The sequence below is a fragment of the Janibacter limosus genome (genome assembly GCF_004295485.1).
GTDB lineage: Bacteria > Actinomycetota > Actinomycetes > Actinomycetales > Dermatophilaceae > Janibacter > Janibacter limosus_A.
This window is the reverse complement of sequence record NZ_CP036164.1, coordinates 794,025-814,893: the sequence shown is the minus strand read 5'-3', so window position 1 is coordinate 814,893 and position 20,869 is coordinate 794,025. Positions and strand designations below refer to the sequence as shown.

Annotated in this window: 20 protein-coding genes; 12 read left to right on the top strand and 8 right to left on the bottom strand. The window is 71.1% G+C overall.

Annotated elements, in window-relative coordinates; all coding sequences use genetic code 11:
• Window positions 1-9 precede the first annotated feature (9 nt).
• The 3 genes from efeO to EXU32_RS03970 all read left to right on the top strand — a co-directional run bounded on the left by efeO (window position 10) and on the right by EXU32_RS03970 (window position 3,142).
• Window positions 10-1,173, top strand: a complete 1,164-nt coding sequence (gene efeO, locus EXU32_RS03980; protein WP_130628734.1) for an iron uptake system protein EfeO — start codon at window positions 10-12, stop codon at window positions 1,171-1,173.
• Complete coding sequence (gene efeB / locus EXU32_RS03975; RefSeq protein ID WP_242612875.1) at window positions 1,170-2,456, top strand: iron uptake transporter deferrochelatase/peroxidase subunit; 1,287 nt, start codon at window positions 1,170-1,172, stop codon at window positions 2,454-2,456. Before efeO ends, efeB begins: the two co-directional genes overlap by 4 nt.
• Before the next feature lie 122 nt (window positions 2,457-2,578).
• The gene (locus EXU32_RS03970) at window positions 2,579-3,142 is read left to right on the top strand and encodes an AMIN-like domain-containing (lipo)protein (RefSeq protein WP_130628733.1); all 564 of its coding nucleotides are present in this window, start codon (window positions 2,579-2,581) and stop codon (window positions 3,140-3,142) included.
• A 36-nt stretch (window positions 3,143-3,178) separates the two neighbouring features.
• Here the strand turns inward: EXU32_RS03970 and trmB are convergent, their stop codons facing one another.
• The 4 genes from trmB to EXU32_RS03950 all read right to left on the bottom strand — a co-directional run bounded on the left by trmB (window position 3,179) and on the right by EXU32_RS03950 (window position 6,338).
• On the bottom strand, window positions 3,179-3,901 hold the full coding sequence (trmB, locus tag EXU32_RS03965) for a tRNA (guanosine(46)-N7)-methyltransferase TrmB (protein WP_130628732.1): 723 nt from the start codon (window positions 3,899-3,901) through the stop codon (window positions 3,179-3,181).
• Between the two features lie 32 nt (window positions 3,902-3,933).
• Complete coding sequence (locus tag EXU32_RS03960) at window positions 3,934-5,019, bottom strand: PP2C family protein-serine/threonine phosphatase (protein ID WP_165399569.1); 1,086 nt, start codon at window positions 5,017-5,019, stop codon at window positions 3,934-3,936.
• Between the two features lie 228 nt (window positions 5,020-5,247).
• On the bottom strand, window positions 5,248-5,715 hold the full coding sequence (locus EXU32_RS03955; protein WP_130628730.1) for a ribose-5-phosphate isomerase: 468 nt from the start codon (window positions 5,713-5,715) through the stop codon (window positions 5,248-5,250).
• A 17-nt stretch (window positions 5,716-5,732) separates the two neighbouring features.
• The gene (locus tag EXU32_RS03950) at window positions 5,733-6,338 is read right to left on the bottom strand and encodes a DsbA family protein (protein WP_130628729.1); all 606 of its coding nucleotides are present in this window, start codon (window positions 6,336-6,338) and stop codon (window positions 5,733-5,735) included.
• A gap of 72 nt (window positions 6,339-6,410) precedes the next feature.
• Between EXU32_RS03950 and pepN the strand changes: the two genes are divergently transcribed.
• Together pepN and EXU32_RS03940 are read left to right on the top strand one after the other, a co-directional pair.
• On the top strand, window positions 6,411-8,969 hold the full coding sequence (gene pepN, locus EXU32_RS03945) for an aminopeptidase N (protein ID WP_130628728.1): 2,559 nt from the start codon (window positions 6,411-6,413) through the stop codon (window positions 8,967-8,969).
• Window positions 8,966-9,889: a mechanosensitive ion channel family protein gene (locus EXU32_RS03940; protein ID WP_130628727.1), complete on the top strand. Its 924-nt coding sequence runs from the start codon at window positions 8,966-8,968 to the stop codon at window positions 9,887-9,889. The genes pepN and EXU32_RS03940 overlap by 4 nt, the downstream gene beginning before the upstream one ends.
• Before the next feature lie 12 nt (window positions 9,890-9,901).
• Here the strand turns inward: EXU32_RS03940 and EXU32_RS03935 are convergent, their stop codons facing one another.
• Entirely contained in the window at window positions 9,902-11,491 is a 1,590-nt protein-coding gene (locus tag EXU32_RS03935) for a DUF222 domain-containing protein (RefSeq protein WP_165399568.1), read from the bottom strand.
• 224 nt (window positions 11,492-11,715) lie between these two features.
• On the opposite strand from EXU32_RS03935, the gene EXU32_RS03930 reads away from it, so the two are divergent.
• The 5 genes from EXU32_RS03930 to EXU32_RS03910 are packed head-to-tail and all read left to right on the top strand — an operon-like array spanning window position 11,716 to window position 15,590.
• Window positions 11,716-12,120 carry a globin gene (locus EXU32_RS03930; RefSeq protein WP_130631037.1) on the top strand — a complete coding sequence of 135 codons (405 nt, stop codon included), beginning with the start codon at window positions 11,716-11,718 and terminating at the stop codon, window positions 12,118-12,120.
• The gene (locus tag EXU32_RS03925) at window positions 12,117-13,832 is read left to right on the top strand and encodes a glycoside hydrolase family 13 protein (protein ID WP_130628725.1); all 1,716 of its coding nucleotides are present in this window, start codon (window positions 12,117-12,119) and stop codon (window positions 13,830-13,832) included. The genes EXU32_RS03930 and EXU32_RS03925 overlap by 4 nt, the downstream gene beginning before the upstream one ends.
• A 1-nt stretch (window position 13,833) precedes the next feature.
• Window positions 13,834-14,385, top strand: a complete 552-nt coding sequence (locus EXU32_RS03920) for a dienelactone hydrolase family protein (RefSeq protein WP_130628724.1) — start codon at window positions 13,834-13,836, stop codon at window positions 14,383-14,385.
• Between the two features lie 39 nt (window positions 14,386-14,424).
• Window positions 14,425-14,769, top strand: coding sequence for a VOC family protein (locus EXU32_RS03915; protein WP_130628723.1), 345 nt, complete (start codon window positions 14,425-14,427; stop codon window positions 14,767-14,769).
• A 23-nt stretch (window positions 14,770-14,792) separates the two neighbouring features.
• Window positions 14,793-15,590 (top strand): glycerophosphodiester phosphodiesterase, encoded by a 798-nt coding sequence (locus EXU32_RS03910; RefSeq protein WP_130628722.1) that lies wholly within the window; start codon window positions 14,793-14,795, stop codon window positions 15,588-15,590.
• A 68-nt stretch (window positions 15,591-15,658) separates the two neighbouring features.
• Here the strand turns inward: EXU32_RS03910 and EXU32_RS03905 are convergent, their stop codons facing one another.
• Genes EXU32_RS03905 through EXU32_RS03895 form a run of 3 tightly spaced genes read right to left on the bottom strand, consistent with a single transcriptional unit; the run spans window position 15,659 to window position 17,571 of the window.
• Window positions 15,659-16,453 (bottom strand): inositol monophosphatase family protein, encoded by a 795-nt coding sequence (locus EXU32_RS03905; protein ID WP_431603041.1) that lies wholly within the window; start codon window positions 16,451-16,453, stop codon window positions 15,659-15,661.
• A 36-nt stretch (window positions 16,454-16,489) separates the two neighbouring features.
• Window positions 16,490-17,119: a hypothetical protein gene (locus EXU32_RS03900; RefSeq protein ID WP_130628720.1), complete on the bottom strand. Its 630-nt coding sequence runs from the start codon at window positions 17,117-17,119 to the stop codon at window positions 16,490-16,492.
• The gene (locus tag EXU32_RS03895) at window positions 17,116-17,571 is read right to left on the bottom strand and encodes an acyl-CoA thioesterase (RefSeq protein WP_130628719.1); all 456 of its coding nucleotides are present in this window, start codon (window positions 17,569-17,571) and stop codon (window positions 17,116-17,118) included. The genes EXU32_RS03900 and EXU32_RS03895 overlap by 4 nt, the downstream gene beginning before the upstream one ends.
• 87 nt (window positions 17,572-17,658) lie before the next feature.
• Here EXU32_RS03895 and EXU32_RS03890 point away from each other — a divergent pair, with 87 nt between their 5' ends.
• On the top strand, window positions 17,659-19,776 hold the full coding sequence (locus EXU32_RS03890) for a RecQ family ATP-dependent DNA helicase (protein ID WP_130628718.1): 2,118 nt from the start codon (window positions 17,659-17,661) through the stop codon (window positions 19,774-19,776).
• Window positions 19,777-19,868: 92 nt separating this feature from the next.
• Window positions 19,869-20,861 carry an acyl-CoA thioesterase gene (locus EXU32_RS03885; RefSeq protein WP_130628717.1) on the top strand — a complete coding sequence of 331 codons (993 nt, stop codon included), beginning with the start codon at window positions 19,869-19,871 and terminating at the stop codon, window positions 20,859-20,861.
• Window positions 20,862-20,869: the final 8 nt, after the last annotated feature.

The following is a 20,869-nucleotide window of genomic DNA, read 5'->3' as shown; positions in this document are numbered from 1 at the left end:
AGGACCTCGATGAACCTGCGACACCTCGCCACCGGCGCCAGCCTCGCCCTGCTCGTGCCCGGACTGGCCGCGTGCACGAGCAACTCCCCCACGACCGGTGCCGACGGCAGCGACGGCAAGGTCACCGTCACGTCGAGCGACGACTCCTGCAAGGTCTCGACGACCGAGGTCCCGGCCGGCCCGGTGACCTTCGAGGTCACCAACTCGGGCAAGCAGGTCACCGAGTTCTACCTCCTGGGTGAGGACGGGCTGCGCATCGTCGGCGAGGTGGAGAACATCGGTCCCCAGCTCTCGCGGGACCTCGTCGTCAACGTGCCCGCGGGCACCTACTCGACGGCCTGCAAGCCCGGGATGAAGGGCGAGGGCATCCGGGCCGGCTTCACCGTCACGAAGTCCGACACCCCCGTCGGCGCGGGCGACCAGGCCAACGTCGAGAAGGCCCAGACCAACTACGCCACCTACGTCAAGGACCAGTCCGACCAGCTGCTCACCAAGACGACGGAGTTCGTCCGGCTCTACGAGGCCGGCAAGGACGACGAGGCGCGCGACCTCTACGCCAAGGCCCGGGTGCACTGGGAGCGGATCGAGACCGTCGCCGAGTCCTTCGGCGACCTCGACCCCAAGATGGACGCCCGCGAGGCCGACCTCGAGCCCGCTCAGAAGTGGACCGGCTGGCACCGCATCGAGAAGGACCTGTGGCCGCAGGACGCCAAGGACTACACCGCGCTCACCGACGCGCAGCGCAAGACCTACGGCCAGGACCTGCTCAAGAACACCACGACGCTCGACTCTCGTATCCAGAAGATGACCTTCACCATCGACCAGATCGCCAACGGCTCCCGCGGCCTGCTCGAGGAGGTCGCCAAGGGCAAGGTCACCGGCGAGGAGGAGGCCTGGTCGCACACCGACCTGTGGGACTTCCAGGCCAATGTCGACGGCGCCAAGGTCGGCTACGACGGCGTGCGACCGGTCCTCGTGGCCAACGGGGACAAGGACCTCGCCAAGCAGCTCGACACCCGCTTCGCCGAGCTGCAGAAGCTGCTGGACCAGCACAAGAAGGGCGACGGCTTCGTCTCCTACACCGACCTCACCAAGGCCGAGGTCAAGGACCTCTCCGACGCGGTCAACGCGCTGTCGGAGCCGCTGTCGAAGCTGACGGCGGCGGTCGTGTGACCGAGGAGGAGACCACCGAGAGCACGTCCTCGGGCCCGTCGCGGCGCGCGATGATCGGCACCGGTGCGGTGGCCTCGGCCATCGGCATCGCCGGTGGCTTCACCGCCGGGCGAGCGACGGCTGCCGAGCCGACGAAGGGGGCGCCCCCCTCCCCCTTCGCCCTGCGCGGTACCCACCAGCCCGGGATCACCACACCCGTCCAGGACCGGCTGCACTTCGCCGCCTTCGACGTCACCACGACGTCGCGGGCACGGTTGATCTCGCTGCTGAAGGAGTGGACCCTCGCCGCCGAGCGGCTCATGGACGGCGGCCCGGCCGGGCCGATCGGGCCCGTCGAGGGCGACTACCGGCTGCCGCCTGACGACACCGGCGAGGCCATCGGCCTGCCACCCTCACGACTGACCCTGACCTTCGGCTTCGGCCCCGGGCTCTTCGTCGACGACGAGGGCAAGGACCGCTTCGGGCTGGCCGACCGCCGGCCCGAGGTGCTCACGGACCTGCCGCACTTCCCCGGGGACCAGCTCGACCAGGCCCGCAGCCGGGGCGACCTGTGCGTCCAGGCCTGCGCCGACGACCCCCAGGTGGCGGTCCACGCGATCCGCAACCTCGCGCGGATCGGCTTCGGGACGGTGTCGGTCCGGTGGTCCCAGCTGGGCTTCGGCCGCACCTCGAGCACCACCGCCGGCCAGGCCACCCCGCGCAACCTCTTCGGCTTCAAGGACGGCACCAAGAACGTCCTGGCGGAGGAGGCCAAGGCGCTCGACGAGCACGTCTGGGTCCAGCCCGACGACCACGGCGGCGACTGGCTCGCCGGTGGGTCCTACCTCGCCGTGCGCCGGATCAACATGGTCATCGAGACCTGGGACCGGCAGGGGCTCGGCGAGCAGGAGTCGCTCATCGGGCGCACCAAGGACAGCGGCGCCCCGCTCTCCGGCGGGCGGGAGCACGACGACCCGGACTTCGCGATGCCCGGCAAGGACGGGCCGATCGTGCCCAAGGACTCGCACGTCGCCGTCGTCCACCCCGACCACAACGACGGGGTGCGCATCCTGCGTCGCGGCTACAACTTCGTCGACGGGTCGACCGACCTCGGCACCCTGGACGCCGGCTTGTTCTTCCTCGCCTACGTGCGCGACCCGGCCACGCAGTTCGTCCCGATGCAGAACTCCATGGCCAAGAACGACGCGATGATGGAGTACCTGAAGTTCACCGGGTCGGCGCTCTTCGCCATCCCCCCGGGTCCCGCCGAGGGCGAGTACATCGGCCAGCCCCTCTTCGGCTGAGCCGCATTCCACCCGACCACTGGTGGACGCAACCCGCCCCTCCCTTCGTGCGTCTGGATCCATGAGATGTGAAACGGGTCACATCGCACCGGGCCCCGGCCCGGCACGGAGGGATGGACATCATGAAGACGAATCGGATCATGGGACGGGCCGGCATCGGCACCGTCGCGGCTGCCGGGGCACTGCTGCTCAGCGCACCGGCCGCCACGGCCACGCCCTACTGCGGGATCACGTGGGGGTCGACGCCTGACTACACCAGCTCGGGCTACAGCTCGGGACACCTCGAGGGTGTGAGGTCGGGGCGCCACACGTGCTTCGACCGGCTCGTCCTCGACGTCGACGACGCGACGCACGGGCTCAAGTACGACGTGCGCTACGTGACCACCGTCCGCCAGGACGGCAGCGGTACGGCCGTGCCCCTGCGAGGAGCCGCCGACGTGCGGATCATCGTGCGGGTGCCCTCGTACGACGCCGCGGGTCGGCCCACCTACCGGCCGGCCAACAGTCGAGAGCTCGTCGACACCGCGGGCTACGCGACCTTCCGCCAGGTGGCGTCCGCGGGCAGCTTCGAGGGCCAGAGCACGATCGGGCTGGGCGTGCGCGCACGGCTCCCGATGCGCGCCTTCGCGCTCGCCGGACCCGGCGACCACTCGCGTCTGGTCATCGACGTCGCGCACCGGTGGTGAGCACGGTCGCCGGTCGGGAGTGCGACGAGGTCGGGGTCAGGACTGCTCGGTGACCCGGAACTCGTGGATCTCCCGGCCGACGGCCTTGCCCTTGTCCTCGAAGCCGGCGCTCGGGCGCCACGCGGGCCGCTCGCCCTCCACCACCGCGACGCGAGGGTGCTGGGCGAGCTGACTGCGCACGTGGCCCGCATAGGCCGCGTGGTCGGTGGCGATGAGCAGGTGGCCTCCGGGGCGCAGGCGCTCCAGGATCATGTCGAGGGTGTCCTGCTGGACGAAGCGCCGCTTGGCGTGCTTGACCTTGGGCCACGGGTCGGGGAAGAAGAGGTGGACCGCCTCGAGCTGGTCGGGCCCCACGCACTGCAGCAGGTACTCGATGGCGTCACCACGATGGGTGCGCAGGTTGTCCAGACCCTGGTCCTGCGCCTTGGCCATCAGCGTGGCGACGCCCGGGACGTGCACCTCCGCGGCGATGATGCCGTGCTCCGGGTGCTCGCGGGCGTAGGCGATGGCCGACTCCCCGTAGCCCGAGCCGATCTCGAGGACGACCGGCACGTTGGCGCCGAAGAGCTCAGTGGGGTCCAGCGGTGTCGTCGGGACGCCGTAGCGCGGCAGCAGTCGCTCCATCAGCTCGTCGACGCGCGGCGAGTTGCGCCAGCGGGGGGTGAAGGTGCGCACGGTCGCCCGGTGACGGCGACCGTCGTCGGTCAACGGGGTGTCGTTCATCGGCTGCTTGTGCGGGTCGGGCTCGGAGGTGCTCACGGCCGAAAGGATACGGCGAGCGCGCTGCGAGCTCAGTCGCGCCAGATGAGGACGGCGGCGCGGTCGTCCCCGTCCCCGGCGCGTCCGCCGACGACCAGTCGCTTGACCAGGCCGGAGAAGCCCTGGGAGACCCGAGCCTCGGCCTCGCCGAGCATCCAGTCGATCCCGTCGTCGAGGTCACGGGCACGGGACTCAATGATGCCGTCGGTGTAGATCAGCAGGGCGTCACCGCGGTGCAGGACCGTGCTGGCCGTCGGGTAGGCGGCGCCGGCGATGAAGCCCAGGGCGGGGCCACGGACCTCGTCCAGGGCCGACCAGCGACCACAGCCCGCGTCGTAGTGCATGGCGGGCGGGTGACCGGCCGAGGAGACGGTGGCCTCCCCGGTGCTCATGTCGAGGCAGACGTGGACCGCGGTGGCGAAGCCCTCGTCCCAGCCGTCGCGCTCGAGGAAGTCGTTGGCCATCGGGAGCACGTGCTCGGGCTCGGACGACCCGATGACCCCACCGATCGCCCCCGCGAGGACGAGCGCGCGGGTGCCCGCCTCCTGCCCCTTGCCGCTGACATCGGCGAGGACCATCTCGAGGGTGCGCCCGCAGCGGCTGCGGGAGGTGACGTTGAAGTCGCCGGCGAAGGCATTGCCGTGGGCCGTGGCGAAGGACCGCTCCGCGTGCCAGCCGGTCGGCAGCGTCGGGATCTCGCCCATCTTGAGCAGGCGGGTGCGCAGGTCACCCAGCATCCGGTTGCCCGCGAAGGCCGCGGCGCCGTGGCGGGAGCGCGAGGCGGCCAGCGCGTACATGAGCCCCATCGACACCAGCAGCGGCAGCTGCCGGCCCAGTCCGTCGCTCGAGGTGAGCACGACGTAGGCCACGTAGGCCACGACGAACCCGAAGACGATCCACACGTCGCGGATGGGGCACAGCATGGTCACCACGAGGCAGGGCGGGATGAGCGCGACGAGCGGGACGCTCAGCGGCCAGGCGTGGTGGGCCGAGGTGATGGCGATGGTGGTGGTCAGCACGATGACCAGGAGGGGCAGCCCCTCGAGGACGGGCAGGGTCCGCGGCAACCAGCGTCGCTCGGCCCACGAGGGGAACCGGCTGGGCAGGATGGCTGACAAGCGTGCACTCCCCGGGTCTGACGGCACCGTCACCGTGTGGTGACGTAGCCGCACCATAAGCACCAATTCGCCCGTGGGGGAAGGGTTGTGACAAAAGAGAGACCCTCCGATCCTCCCTCGCCGCGGGTCTCGGGTGGTATTGCCGCAGACGCGAGAGACCCGCCGCGATCGATCACAGCGGGTCTCTGGCCCGGAATGCTCAGGCTTTCGGCTACTCGCAGGTAGGCCTCAGGGCAGCGGAGGGACCGTGCCGTCGGCCTCGAAGGCGCTGACCATGTCGATCCGGCGCTGGTGGCGCTCCTCGCCGGTGAAGTCCGTGGTGAGGAAGACCCGCACCATCTCCTTGGACTCCTCGACGGACTGCATCCGCCCGCCCATCGACAGGACCTGGGCATCGTTGTGCTCACGGGCGAGCCTGGCCAGATCGGCGTTGTAGCACAGGGCCGCTCGGATCCCGGCGACCTTGTTGGCCGCCATCTGCTCGCCGTTGCCGGAGCCGCCGAGGACGATGCCGCGACTGCCCGGGTCGGCCGCGACCGCCTGGGCGGTGCGGATGACGAAGACCGGGTAGTCGTCGACGGCGTCGTACTCGAAGGGACCGTGGTCGGTGACCTCGTGGCCCTCGTCGGCGAGGAAGGTCAGCAGCTCCTGGTGGAGCTCGAAGGCGGCGTGGTCGCCACCGATGTGGACGCGCATGTGGTCGATGCTCTCTCTCAGTCGAAGATCGGGTCGCGGGTGCGGGAGCGCTTGAGCTCGAAGAAGCCGTCGGTGCCGGCGACGAGGACGCAGCCGTCGAAGAGGCGGCCGGCGGCCTCCCCCTTCGGGGCCGGGGAGACGACCGGACCGAAGAAGGCGACACCGTCGACGGAGATCACCGGGGTGCCCACATCGTCGCCGACGAGCTCGATGGCCCGGTCGTGGCTCTCGCGCAGGAAGGCGTCGTGCGCGTCGGTGTCGGCCGCCTCGATGAGCTCTGCGGGCAGTCCGACCTCCTCGAGCGCCGCCGCGGTCGCCGCGCGGAAGTCCTGCTCGCCACCGAGGTGGATGCGGGTGCCGATCGCGTCGTAGAGCGGCTTGGTGACCTGCTCGCCGTGCGCCTTGCGGGCGGCCGCGATGACCCGCACCGGGGTCCAGCCCTGCTCCATCATGGCCACGTACTCGTCGGGGAGGTCACGCCCTTCGTTGAGGACGGACAAGCTCATCTGCGACCAGGTGACCTCGATGTCGCGGACCTGCTCGACCTCCATCAGCCAGCGGCTGGTCATCCAGGCCCAGGGGCACAGCGGGTCGAACCACATCTGAACGGGAGTTGTCGCCATGCCCCAATCGTCTCAGACGTGTCCGTGGCCTGTGACAGAGTGAGGAAAACGCCTATTGCGAAGGAGCAACACGTGCCGGGCAAGAACCTCACCCGTGAGGAGGCCGCCGCCAGGGCGGCCGTCGTCACCGTCGACAGCCACGAGATCACCCTCGACCTGACGACGTCGGAGACGACCTTCGCGACGACGAGCACCATCCACTTCACGGCGAAGGGGGGAGGCTCCACCTTCGTCGACTTCATCGGTGAGTCCGTCGAGTCCGTCGTCCTCAACGGCACCGAGCTCGACGCCGCAGCGATCTTCGCCGACCACCGCGTGCAGCTCGAGGGCCTCGCCGAGGACAACACGGTGACGATCAGCGCCACCGGTCGCTACATGAACACCGGCGAGGGGCTGCACCGCTTCGTCGACCCGGTCGACGGCGAGGTCTACCTCTACACGCAGTTCGAGGTGCCCGACAGCCGCCGGATGTACCCCGTCTTCGAGCAGCCCGACCTCAAGGCGAGCTTCACGCTGACCGTCACCGCGCCCGCGCACTGGGAGGTCATCGGCAACTCCCCCACCCCCGAGCCGACCCCAGTGCAGGGCCAGGAGGGCGTGGCCACGTGGGCCTTCGCCCCCACCGAGCGGATGAGCAGCTACATCACCGCGCTCGTCGCCGGCCCCTACGACGTCGTGCGCGACTCGCTCACCTCACGGGACAAGGAGGTGCCGCTGGGCATCTTCTGCCGCAAGTCGCTGACGCAGTACCTCGACGCCGACAACCTCTTCGCCCTCACCAAGGCGGGTTTCGCCTTCTTCGAGGAGGAGTTCGACCGCGCCTACCCCTTCACCAAGTACGACCAGGTCTTCACGCCGGAGTACAACATGGGCGCGATGGAAAACGCGGGGTGCGTGACCTTCCACGAGATGTACGTCTTCCGCTCCAAGGTGCCCGACGCGCTCGTCGAGCGCCGCGCCCTCACCGTGCTGCACGAGCTGGCCCACATGTGGTTCGGCAACCTCGTGACGATGAAGTGGTGGAACGACCTGTGGCTCAACGAGTCCTTCGCCGAGTGGGCCTCCACGACCTGCCAGTCCGAGGCCACCGAGTGGGCCGACGCCTGGACGACCTTCTGCACGCACGAGAAGGCCTGGGCCTACCGCCAGGACCAGCTCAGCTCGACCCACCCGATCGTCGCGCCGATCCGCGACCTCGACGACGTCGAGGTCAACTTCGACGGCATCACCTACGCCAAGGGCGCCTCGGTCATCAAGCAGCTCGTGGCCTATGTCGGCCGTGAGCCCTTCCGCGACGGTCTGCGGGCCTACTTCGCCAAGCACGCCTGGGGCAACACGACCCTCGACGACCTGCTCGACGAGCTCGAGGCGACGTCGGGCCGCGACCTGCGCGCGTGGTCGAAGCTGTGGCTCGAGACCGCTGGGGTCAACACCCTTCGTCCCGTGGTCGAGGTCGACGATCGCGGCCTCTACGTCGACGCGGTCATCGAGCAGACCTTCGCCGAGGGCTTCGCGACGCTGCGCCCGCACCGTCTCGCGGTCGGTCTATACGACCTCGTCGACGGCACCCTGCAGCGTCGTGAGCGCATCGAGGTCGACGTGGACGGCGAGCACACTCCCCTGCCGCAGCTCGTCGGTCAGCGTCAGCCCGACCTGCTGCTGCTCAACGACGACGACCTGAGCTACGCCAAGCTGCGGCTCGACGAGCGTTCCCTCGCAACGCTGCTGGCCCACCCCACGGCCTTCGCCGAGTCGCTGCCGGCCTCGCTCGCGCTGGCGTCGGCGTGGGACATGACCCGCGACGGCGAGATGGCCGCCCGCGCCTATGTCGAGCTGGTCCTGCCGGTCCTCGACGGTCTCTCCGACTCGGTGCTGCTGCGCTCCCTCATCGGCCAGATCTCGACCGCCGTGCTCACCTACGGCGCTCCGGCCCACCGTGAGCAGGTCCGCCAGCAGGTCGTGGCGCACCTCGCCGAGCTGGCCCGCGCGGCGGCCTCGGGCAGCGACGCCCAGCTGCAGCTCGTCACCGGCCACGCCGGTCTGCTCGCCCCCGGCGACGACGTCTCCCTGGTGGCCGGTCTGCTCGACGGCAGCGCCTCCCTCGAGGGTCTGGCCGTCGACACCGACATGCGCTGGACCTTGCTCACCGGCCTGGCTGCAGCCGGCGAGGCCGACGCGGACGCCGTTGCCGCAGAGGCGAAGGGGGACAACACCGCCACTGGTCGAGAGCGCGCCGCCCGCGCTGCCGCGAGCATCCCCACGCCGGAGGCCAAGGAGGCTGCCTGGCAGGCCGGCGTCGTCTCCACCGAGACGCCCAACTCGGTGGTCGACGCGCACGGTCTGGGCTTCGGCCGCACCACCGACCCGGGGCTGCTCACCCCCTTCGTCCAGCGGTACCACGACGTCCTCGAGGAGGTGTGGTCCTCGCGGACGCACGCCATCGCCGAGGGCATCGTCATCGGCTTCTACCCGATGGCGCTGGCCGGTCCCGAGCTGCTCGCCACCACCCAGACCTGGCTCGACGAGCACGACTCGGCGCCAGCCGGCCTACGGCGCACGGTCGCCGAGAGCCGCGACGCGGTCGCGCGTGCAGTTGCTGCTCAGGAGCGTGACGCAGACTCGGCCGGATGATCGACATGACTCGGCTGCTCACCCTCGACATCACCTGGGCGTCCGCCTCGGACTGGCTCCTGGGCGCTCCGCTGAAGATCGTCGTCACCATCGTCCTGGCCGTCGTGGCCAGGTGGCTCGCGCACCGGGCGATCACCAAGGCCGTCGAGGCCTCGATCGCCCGGAGCGAGGCGTCCCGGGAGAAGCGGGACCACAAGCGCACCCAGGGCAAGCCCTCCGTCACGGCCAGCGAGCGGTACCGGCAGCGCACCCTGACGATGGGCTCGCTGCTGCGCAGTATCGCGACGATCGTCATCGCGACGGTCTCGACGCTCACCGTGCTGGCCCTGCTCGGCATCCCGCTGGCGCCGCTGCTCGCGTCCGCCGGTGTCGGCGGCGTCGCGCTGGGTTTTGGTGCGCAGGCGCTCGTGCGCGACTACCTCTCGGGCATCTTCATGATCCTCGAGGACCAGTACGGGGTGGGTGACTTCATCGACACCGGTGAGGCGGTCGGCACCGTCGAGGAGGTCACGCTGCGGGTCACCCGGCTGCGCGACCTCGATGGTGTCGTCTGGTACGTGCGCAACGGCGAGATCATCCGGATCGGCAACCGCAGCCAGGGCTGGTCGACGGTCATGGTGGACCTGCCCTTCTCGTACACGGAGGACGTCGACCGGGTCATCGGGATCATCACCGATGCGGTCTCGCGGATGAAGGACGACGGGCACTGGAGCGAGGTGCTGCGCGAGACGCCGTCGGTGCTCGGCGTCGAGACGATCGGCGCAGGCACCGTGACGGTGCGCGTCTTCGCCACGTGCGCCCCCAACGAGAACTGGGGCATCCAGCGCGAGATCCGGCGCCGGGTCAAGGAGGCCTTCGACCGCGAGGGCGTCGCCGGGCCGCCCCTGCCGCTGGGTGGCACCGGGCAGCACCAGATCTGACCTCGTGGGGACCTAGGCGGCCCCGAGCAGTCCCTCGAAGTGCACCTCGATCGCTGATCTCGTGGCGTCGATGGTGTCGACGGGGCGGCGCCGGGTCGTCGCCCCTGCCAGGGGTGGCCGCGACCGAGGTCGGGGTCGTCCGTGGCCGAGCAGGGGCGGCGCCGTGCAGATGTACTCGCTGCCCGTCGGGGTGGTGAGGGTGACTTCGTGGGGGCCGCCGCCGGGATCCAGACCGGTGGAGGTGACCTCGGCCCGCCAACCAGGGGCTTCCTTGACCAGGTTGTGGCCCTGGCAGTCACTCATCGCGTTCGCTGCCGAGGTCTCACCACCAAGGGCATGCGGACTGACGTGGTCGATGTCGCGGATCGGCGCCCCGCAGAACGGGACCCGGCAGGTCGCATCGCGCAGCTCGATCAGCTGACGCAGCACCCCACTGAAGAGTCTCCGCTTGGAGTCCATCGCGACCAGGTTGGTGCCGCCCGGTGCGGTCCACAACCGGCGCAACCACGTCGCGGTCCCGGTATCGCACAGACGCAGCAGATGCTCCCGGGCCATCTCACCGGGCATCGCACCCCACCCCGGGACCTCCACCTCATCCCGATCACCAGCACCACCAACATCTCTGGCGTAGGTGGAGTCGGCGGAGGCGCTGGCGGCGCTAGTGCGGAAGAAGACCGAGCCAGCAGCATCGGCACCGGTACCTTCGCCGGTGCGCACGATCGCTTCCTCACGCATCACCAGACCCACCTCGACCGGCTGCACCTGGCCCTCACACCGACCCGACAGCAGCTCCAGAGCGGTATCAGCCATCCACGCACCCCGACCCCGCTCATCGCTGGCTCGTGCCGCATCAACTTCAGGGTCACCGGTCGCGACATGCCGGGACTGCTCGGCCTTCTTCAACGCCGCAAACGCCCCCACGACATCCGCGAGCGGACCCAGGATGCTCAACCACGCCATCCCATCCGCCGCTGGCCGCACACTCACATTCCTGGACGCGACCGCCTTGCGGCGCCGCCGCACCAAAGCCTCCGCGTCCAGGTCCGCACTCGCCCGGTGCGCCGCCGCCGCGAGCTCCCGGTCCCCCACCGTGGTCAAGCACCCAGCAAGACGCCGGTCCGCCTCGACCCGGTCCTCGTGCGACAGGCAAGCGGTCTCACGGGCCACAATCGTGGCCCGCCACTCACTCAACTCACCAGCCGTCAACGCCGCCAACGTGCACGGCAGGTCACGCACGAGCGCCTTGGCCAGGCCCACGTGCCGATCCGCCTGACCCGGCGCGCACCGCCGCGCAAGAGCCAGCTCCGCCCGCGCCGCACGCCGACGACACGACGCCTCCCGCGCCGAGACCACCCCATCCGCGCGGTCCTGGGCCACCCTCGCGTCGCGGTCCTCGACAAACATCGCCGTCGCGCGAGCCTGCAGAGCAGCAGCCGCCCCCTTCGTCGCCTCCATCAACGAGACGACCTGCAGCAGCTCCGCCTCCGACAAACCCTCCGCCCGAGCTCCGCTCAATACCTCAAGAGCAGCAGCAAGACGATCAGGCAACGCGTCCCCGACCACAGACCCACCCACTGTGGTGTCAGTCCCCTGATCGGTCATCGCGCCCCCCTTCGCTCCCACCATTATCGAACACATGTTCGAAGAATTCAAGAGGGTTGGGGACAACTTCTCCCCGACCCCACCAACCTCGCTCCGCCCTCGTCACCACCGTGGCACGCACCCCCGACAACCGAGTCCCGACGCTCGCCTCCGCCGCGGTCTCCCACCTCGACCACCGTCAGGCCGCCGGCAGCTCGGCGACGACGCCTGACAGACTGGCCGACATGTTTGCGCAGCCCGGTGAGACCTTCTACGAGCAGGTCGGTGGGCACGACACCTTCGTGCGCCTCGTCCACGCCTTCTACGAGGGAGTGGCGACGGACCCGACCCTGCGCGCCCTGTACCCGGAGGAGGACCTCGGCGCGGCCGAGATCCGCCTGCGGATGTTCCTCGAGCAGTACTTCGGCGGCCCCGGCACCTACAGCCAGGAGCGCGGTCACCCGCGGCTGCGCATGCGACACGTCGACTACGCGGTGACCCCGGACCAGCGCGACCGGTGGATGAAGCACATGCTGGCCGCCATGGACTCGCTCGAGTTGCCCGAGTCGCACGCCGCCGCGATGCGCGACTACTTCATCCGCGCCGCGGACATGCTCGTCAACGCCGACGACGACGGGAGCCGGCTGTGACGGAGCGCGCCACGACCAGCCAGCCCACCCCCTTCGCCACGCGCCAGCTCCACCCGGCGGGCTCCGCGGACGTCCCGTGGTGGCGCGATGCGGTGATCTACCAGATCTACCCCCGGTCCTGGGCCGACGCCGACGGTGACGGGATCGGTGACCTGCCCGGCATCACCTCGCGGCTGGAGCACCTGCGCGACCTCGGCGTCGACGCCGTGTGGCTCTCCCCCTTCTACCGCTCGCCGCAGCGCGACGCCGGCTACGACGTCTCGGACCACCGCGACGTCGACCCGCTCTTCGGCACGCTCGCCGATGCCGACGCGCTCATCGCGCGGGCCCACGAGCTGGCCTTGAGGATCATCGTCGACATCGTCCCCAACCACAGTTCGTCGGACCACCCGTGGTTCCAGGAGGCGCTGGCCGCAGCCCCCGGCAGCCCCGAGCGCGACCGGTACATGTTCCGCGACGGGCTCGGCGAGGACGGGTCGCTGCCGCCCACCGACTGGCTGGCCAACTTCGGCGGCGGTGCGTGGACCCGCGTCACCGAGCCGGACGGCACACCGGGCCAGTGGTACCTGCACCTCTTCGACCCCTCGCAGCCGGACTTCAACTGGGACAACAGCGAGGTGCGCGCCGACTTCGAGACGACGCTGCGCTTCTGGCTCGACCGCGGGGTCGACGGCTTCCGCGTCGACGTGGCGCACGGGCTGGTCAAGGACCCGACCTTCCCCAACTTCGGCAAGCACCCCGGCGGCCTCATGGAGGTCACCCACGAGGCGCCCTACTGGGACCAGGACGGTGTCCACGAGATCTATCGCAGCTGGCGCACCCTGCTCGACTCCTACGGCGTCCCCGAGCGGATCATGTGCGCCGAGGCGTGGGTGGCACCGGCGGACCGGCTGGCGCGCTACGTGCGCGAGGACGAGTACCACCAGGCCTTCAACTTCGACTTCCTCGAGACGCCGTGGCAGGCGCAGCCGCTGCGTGCGGTCATCGAGCGCTCCCTGGCGTCCAACGACTCGGTCGGCGCGCCCGCGACCTGGGTGCTGAGCAACCATGACGTGCTGCGTCACGCGAGCCGCTTCGGTCTGCCCGTCGGGGCGCCCCGACCCAACGGGATCGGGGCGGACGACCCGCAGCCCGACGCCGAGCTCGGCCTGCGCCGGGCCCGCGCCGCGACGACGCTCATGCTCGCGCTGCCCGGTGGCGCCTACGTCTACCAGGGCGAGGAGCTCGGGCTGCCCGAGCACACCAGCCTGCCGGCCGAGGCCCGCCAGGACCCGACCTTCGCCCGCACAGGCGGTCTCGAGCTCGGTCGTGACGGCTGCCGCGTCCCCATCCCCTGGACGAAGGGGGGTGCCTCCCTCGGCTTCAACGACACGGGCGCCGCGTGGTTGCCCCAGCCGACGTCCTACGCCGACCTCGCGGTCGACGAGCAGACCGGGGTCGAGGGCTCGACCCTCGAGCTCTACCGCGCGCTCCTGACCATCCGTCGGGAGCGCCGTCTCGGGCTCGCCGCGCTGGCCGAGGTCGAGGGCCTGGGAGACGACGTGCTCGGGTACCTCGCGACGGGTCCCGACGGCAGGCAGACCCTCGTGGTCGCCAACCTGTCCTCGACGCCGATCGCCCTTCCCGAGGGCGCACAGGTGCTCGTGGCGTCGGGTGAGCTCGTCGACGGGCAGGTCCCGGCCGACACCTGCGTGTGGGCGCAGGTCGACTGACATGGCGACGATCCTGCTGCTCCACTCGGCACTCGGTCTACGGCCCGGGGTGCACTCCTTCGCCGAGCTGCTGCGCGGGCGTGGCCACGAGGTGGAGGTCCCCGACTTCTACGAGGGGCATGTCTTCGACGGCGAGCGCGAGGGCATCGCGCACCGCGACGCGCACCCCGAGTACTTCGAGACCGTCCGAGAGCTGGCGGCCACGATGCCGCCGGAGACGGTGCTCGCGGGCTTCTCCCTCGGGGCATTCTTCGCCCAGCGGCTGGCCGCACGACGGCCCCGAGCGAGCGCTGCGATCCTGCTGCACTCGGTCGCAGCGCCCCGGCACGAGTGGTCCGGCGTGCCCGTCCAGGTGCACCGCCACGAGGACGACCCGTGGATCGCACCGCCCGATGTGACGGCCCTGGGCGCGGCAGTAGCTGCGAGCGGCGCTCCCTTCGAGGACCACGTCACACCCGGCCGCGGCCACCTCTTCACCGACCCGGACCTGCCGGGCTACGACGCTGACGTCACGGCGGCGACGATCGAGCGGATCGACACCTTCCTGCGCTGATCGACGACCGTTGTCGGGGCTTCGCCCTACTGTCGATGCATGAGCCTGACACTCGGCATGATCACGACCGACACGACCGACGCCACCGCCCTCGCGACGTGGTGGGCGCGGCAGACCGACGGCACCATCACCCAGGACAACGACGGTTGGTTCGTGGTCGTCCAGCTGCCCCAGGGGCCGATGCTCGCCTTCCAGAAGGTTGCGGACCCCACCCCGGGCAAGAACCGGATGCACCTCGACCTGGGGACCCCCGACCTCGACGGCGCGACCCGGCTGCTGCTGGAGGGCGGCGCCAGTCATGTCGCCGACCACGAGAGCGACGGCTTCCGCTGGGTGACGCTCGCCGACCCCGACGGCAACGAGTTCTGCATCGCGCAGCACTGAGGTCGTCGCCTAGGTTGGTGCCCGTGAGAGCAGCCGCGGACTTCGCCTACTTCGCCGACGACACCCCCATCGGGCTCGCCCACCGGGGCGGGTCGACCTTCGAGCCCAATGTCGGGCGGGAGAACACCGTCGCCGCCTTCCAGCAGGCCGTCGACATGGGGTATCGCTACCTGGAGACGGACGTGCACTCGACGGCGGACGGCCGGCTCGTCGCCTTCCACGACGACGTGCTCGACCGCGTCACCGATACGAAGGGAGCGATCGCCGACCTGCCGTGGGGCGAGGTCTCCGCGGCCCGCATCCACGGTCTGGACCCCGTGCCGCTCATGGACGAGCTCTTCGAGACCTTCCCCGACGCGCGCTTCAACATCGACATCAAGTCACCCGGCGCCATCGCTCCCCTGGTCGATGCCATCCGTCGTCACGACGCCATCGACCGCGTCTGCATCGGCTCCTTCAGCGACACCCGGCTGCGCGCTGTCCGGCAGGCCCTCGGACCGAGGCTCGCGACCTCGGCGGGTCCTCGGGACGTGGCGGCGACCCGGCTGCTGCCGAGCGTCCTGCACCGGCTGCTGCGCTCCCCCTCGCAGGCACTGCAGATACCGATCCGCCAGCAGGTCGGGCCCGTGCCCGTCACCCTCGTGACCCGCCGCCTCGTCGACGCCGCCCACCGCATCGGCAAGCACGTGCACGTGTGGACCATCGACGAAGCCGACGAGATGCACCGGCTGCTCGACCTCGGGGTCGATGGGATCGTCACCGACCGGATCGACACCCTGCGGGACGTGCTCGCGGAGCGGGGTCGCCCCCTTCGTCCCTGAAGCGGGATGGCCGGGATCGGCCGAGCAGTGCCCGCCTGCGTCCTACCCCGCCCCTGACCAACCGTCGCTCAACCTCGCAGCGCGGCGATGACCTGCTCGACGGCGGTGGGGCGGCCCGCGACGCTCCAGGTGTGACCGTGCGCCTCGACCTGCTCGGCCCGCCCGCCGGCGGCGGTGACCAGCGCGGCGCCCGGCAGCCAGTCCCACTCGGGCACCGACTGCTGGGCCCACACCCCGATGCGCCCGCCGGCGACGGCCGCGAGGTCGCAGGACCCGGAGCCGAACATCCGCACCGTCGCCGCACCGGAGATCGCCGCGAGCCAGGGCTCGCGCAGGGTGTCCACGTGCAGGACCCCGGGGTGGAGGTAGGTGGCCATGGCCACCTCGGCCAGCGGGAGGTCGGCGAGCTCGTCGAGCGGTCGTCCGTTGAGGCTGGTCGGCAGGTCGCGGCCGCCCACCCACGCCTCGCCGACGGACGGCTGGTGGACCGCGCCGAGCAGGATGCCCGAGGCGTCGCGCAGGGCCAGCGCGCTGCACCAGGTGCCGAGCCCGGAGAGGAAGTTGTAGGTCCCGTCGACCGGGTCGATCACCCAGGTGCGTCCGGAGCGGGACACGGCCTCGGCGCCCTCCTCGCCGACGATGCCGTCATCCGGGCGCAACCGCGCCAGGGTGCCTGCGACGAGGTCCTCGGCGGCGTGGTCGGCGGCGGTGACCAGGTCGGAGATGGAGGTCTTGGACTCCCCCGAGAGCCCCTCACCTCGCATGCGGGAGGCCAGCTCGGCCGCCCGTCGGGTCAGCTCCAGAGCCAGGGTCGCGTCGTCGATGTCGGTGGGCAGGTCGGTGAGGTGATCGTCCACGGTCACCACACTATGGCTGCCGCCGACCGCGACGAAGGGGGGTCAGCGCGCCAGGACGAAGCCGCCCTCGGTCGCCACCCGGGTCCACGGCCCGATCGTGTGGACCGTGGCCTGCGCCGAGGGCGCCGGCCGCAGGAAGCCGAGTGCGTGCAGACCGAAGGCCGTCCCCGCAGGGACCGGCGGGACGGTCTGCGTCATGCGCCCCCACACCCGCGATCGCAGGTCGGCGACGGCCGCTGACCCGGACCCGTCGGGAGCGCCCTGGGTGATCTCCGCGATGCCCGCACGGGCGACCTCCGTGAGGTCGGTCTCGGCCACCCGACCGACGGGCTCCCAGCCGGAGCGTGGCGGGCTGAGTGCGCGCCAGGTGGGCTGCGAGGTCACCGGGGGCTGCTCGATGTCGGTGCCACCGCGAGCGAGCCGGTCGGTGATCGACGCGATCGGCGTGGTCGTGTCGAGGTGGGCGGTCTCGGCCAGGGCGAAGGTCCTCAGCGCCAGGACGAGCCCGTTGCTGCCGAGCCCGCGGCCGGGGAGCACGCACGTCCAGACGGCCAGGACGGTACCGACGGCCTGGAGGCGGACGTCGCCGTCCTCGTCGAGCCGCTTGGCGCGGGTGAGATAGGTGGTCAGGTCCGCGGCGCTCTCCCCGTCGGCGAGACGAAGGGAGGTCATCGCCGCCGCCGCATCGCGACGGGCTCGCCGAGGAGCGCCTCGAGGGCGGAGCGCTCGTCCCGGCTCAGGGACCGCGGACGCTGCGCCGCCAGGTCGAAGGCGACGAGTGTCGACTCGGCGCGCGCGTAGAGCGCGTCCCCGTCGCGGATCTCGTAGCCCATGTCCCAGCTGGCGCCCCCGAGATGGGTCACCCACATCTCGATCGCGACCGGCTCGGGTCGGTAGGTGAGCTGCTCGAGGAACTCGATCTCCTGACGGGCCAGCAGCACACCGGAGCGGAGCATGGAGTCGCCGCCACTGGCGTGGAACCACTCGCTGAAGGCGCGGATGCGCGCCTCCTCGAGCAGCCGGTGGAACTGCACGTTGTTGACGTGGCCGTAGGCGTCCATGTCGCCCCAGCGCAGGACCACCTCCGCCGTGAACCTGGTCTGGGGAGGGGGCTCGCTCGTCATGTCCACATCCTCCCACCGCGGATCGTCTCCATCCCCAATCCTCGCGACGACTGTGGGCCGTCACACCCCTCGCCTACGGTGGAGCACATGACCTCCTCCCCCACCACGGCCCTGACCGACGATGCCACCGCGGTCCTGCGGCGCCTCGTCGGGCGCGACGACGTCACCTTCCGCGACGGGCAGCTCGAGGCCATCGAGGCGCTCGTCGGCGGCGGCCGTCGCGTCCTCGTCGTCCAGCGCACCGGGTGGGGCAAGTCGGCGGTCTACTTCGTCGCCTCCCAGCTCCAGCGGGCGAAGGGAGCCGGCCCCTCCCTCATCGTCTCCCCGCTGCTCGCGCTGATGCGCGACCAGATTGCGGCGGCCGAGCGGGCAGGTGTGCGGGCCGTGTCGATGAACTCCGCCAACGCCCAGGAGTGGGACGACGTCCGCGGTCGCCTCGCGCGCGACGAGGTCGACGTGCTGCTGGTCAGCCCCGAGCGCCTCAACAACCCGCGGTTCCGCGCGGAGCAGCTGCCCGACCTCACCCGCCGGTGTGGCCTGCTGGTCGTCGACGAGGCGCACTGCGTCAGCGACTGGGGGCACGACTTCCGGCCCGACTACCGCCGGATCAAGGACCTGCTCGGGGAGCTGCCGCAGGGCACACCCGTGCTGGCGACCACGGCGACGGCCAACGAGCGCGTGGTGCGCGATGTCGAGGAGCAGCTGGCCGCCGGCACGCAGGACGAGGTCCTCACCGTCCGCGGGCAGCTGGCCCGCGACAGCCTGCGGCTCGGGGTGCTCCCCCGCGCCGGGATGGACCGCCACCTGGCCTGGCTGGCCACGCACCTCGGGCAGCTCGAGGGCAGCGGCATCGTCTACACCCTCACCGTCAGCGGCGCCGAGGACGTGGCCGCTGCCCTGCAATCGGCCGGCTACGAGGTGGCCGCCTACACCGGGCGCTCCGACACCGAGGAGCGCGCCGCGATGGAGGAGGCCCTGCGCCACAACAAGGTCAAGGCCCTCATCGCGACGAGCGCGCTCGGGATGGGCTTCGACAAGCCGGACCTCGGCTTCGTCGTGCACCTGGGGGCGCCGTCCTCACCGGTCGCCTACTACCAGCAAGTCGGTCGAGCCGGCCGCGCCACCGAGCGCGCCGATGTCGTTCTCCTGCCCGGGCACGACGACGTCTCGATCTGGAAGCACTTCGCCTCGGCGTCGATGCCCCGCGAGGACCAGGCCGCTGCGGTGCTCACCGCCCTCGCCGAGGCGGGCAGGGCACTGTCGACCGCAGCGCTGGAGACGATCGTCGACATCCGACGTACGCGCCTGGAGCTGCTGCTCAAGGTGCTCGACGTCGACGGCGCGGTCCAGCGCGTCAGCGGCGGCTGGCTCAGCACCGGCCAGCCGTGGGTCTACGACGCCGAGCGCTACGAGCGCGTGGCCGCGGCGCGCGAGGCCGAGCAGCAGCACATGCTCGACTACATCACCACCGACGGGTGCCGCATGGCCTTCCTCCAGCGCACCCTCGACGATCCCACCGCGCACGACTGTGGCCGCTGCGACCGGTGTGCGGGTCCGTGGATCGACGCGGACATCACCGAGGGCGCACTGGGTTCGGCCCGGTCGACCCTCGATCGCGCTGGCGTGGACCTCGACCCCCGGGCCCAGTACCCCACGGGCATGGGCCGGCTGGGCGTCGACGTCAAGGGCAAGATCCCTGCCGGAGAGGCGATGTCGCAGGGACGCGGGCTCGCCCGCCTGACCGACCTGGGGTGGGGCCCGCGCGTCCGCGAGCTGCTCGCCGCGGACCAGCCGGTCCCGGAGTCGACGATCCGCGCCTGCGTGCGGGTGCTCGCCGAGTGGGGCTGGCAGACCCGGCCTGTCGGCATCGTCACCATCCCGTCACGCTCCCACCCCACGCTGATCACCTCGCTCGCGGAGCAGCTGGGCCAGATCGGACGCCTACCGGTCCTCGGTGCGCTCGACCTGGCCGACGGCGGCCCGGTCGGCGAGCCGGGCGGCAACTCCGCCTATCGCCTGTCGGGCGTCTGGGAGCGCCTCGTCGTCGGCCCCGAGCTGGCCGAGACCCTGGCCGGACTGCGCGGACCGGTCCTGCTCGTCGACGACATCGCCCACTCCCGGTGGACACTCACCGTCGCTGCCCGTGCGCTGCGGCGGGCCGGGGTCGACGAGGTCCTCCCCTTCGTCCTGGGCCTCGACGGCTGAGGCGTCCACGGGGTCAGCCTGTGGGACACGTCTCACAGCGACACCCATCTCTCCTTTAGAGTCACGTCGTTGACCACACGACGAGGAGCCCCATGACCGCCGAGTCCATCGAGCAGGCACAGCGCATCGCGCTCAGCACCGCATTGGCAGCGCTGGACCTCGAGGACGTCGGGCACGCGACCATCCGCGTCGAGGGCCCCGAGGGCGTGGGCGAGCTCGGGGCGAGCGCGGCCGACGTCTTCGAGGGCGAGAGCATCGCCATGCCGCACGGCCGGGTCTTCGGCGGTCAGGTCCTGGCGCAGGCCCTCGTCGCCGCCGGACGCACGGTCCTGCCCGAGATGCCGCACCGCATGCCGCACTCCCTGCACGCCTACTTCATGCGCCCCGGCGACTCGAGCCTGCCGATCCGCTTCGCCGTCGAGCGGATGCGCGACGGGCGTTCGTTCTCGACGCGGCGCGTCCACGCCCTGCAGCACGGGCGTCCCATCCTGTCGATGACGGCGTCCTTCCAGGACCCGTCCGACGGTCTCGACCACCACCTCGCGATGCCCGAGGTGCCCTACCCCGAGGACCTCGAGTCCGTGGCCGACAAGTACGCCGGCATCGACCACCCACGGGCCCAGTACATCGCCAGCCGACCGGTCGACCACCGCTATGTCGACGGCGACATCATGCTCGTCCCCGCACCCGAGCGTGACGGGCACCAGCGCGTCTGGTTCCGCACCGTGGCGCAGCTTCCCCATGACCAGCTGACCCGCTGTGCCGTCCTGGCCTTCGCCTCCGACTACACCCCCATCGACACGATGCTGCGCGCACACGGCCTGACGTGGGCCCAGCGCGGCCTGACCGCGGCCACCATCGACCACACGATCTGGTTCCACCGCCCCGTCGACCCCGGCGCCTGGCTGCTCTACGACCAGGAGTCCCCCTCGACGCGCTCCGGGCGCGGGCTCATGATCGGCAAGATCTTCGACGAGGACGGCGCCCTCGTCGCGACCATCGCCCAGGAGGCGATGATCCGCATCAAGCAGCGAGACGCCGACGACTCCGCCACGGGCTCCTCCAGCGGAGAGTCCAAGGCCTGACCCCGCGG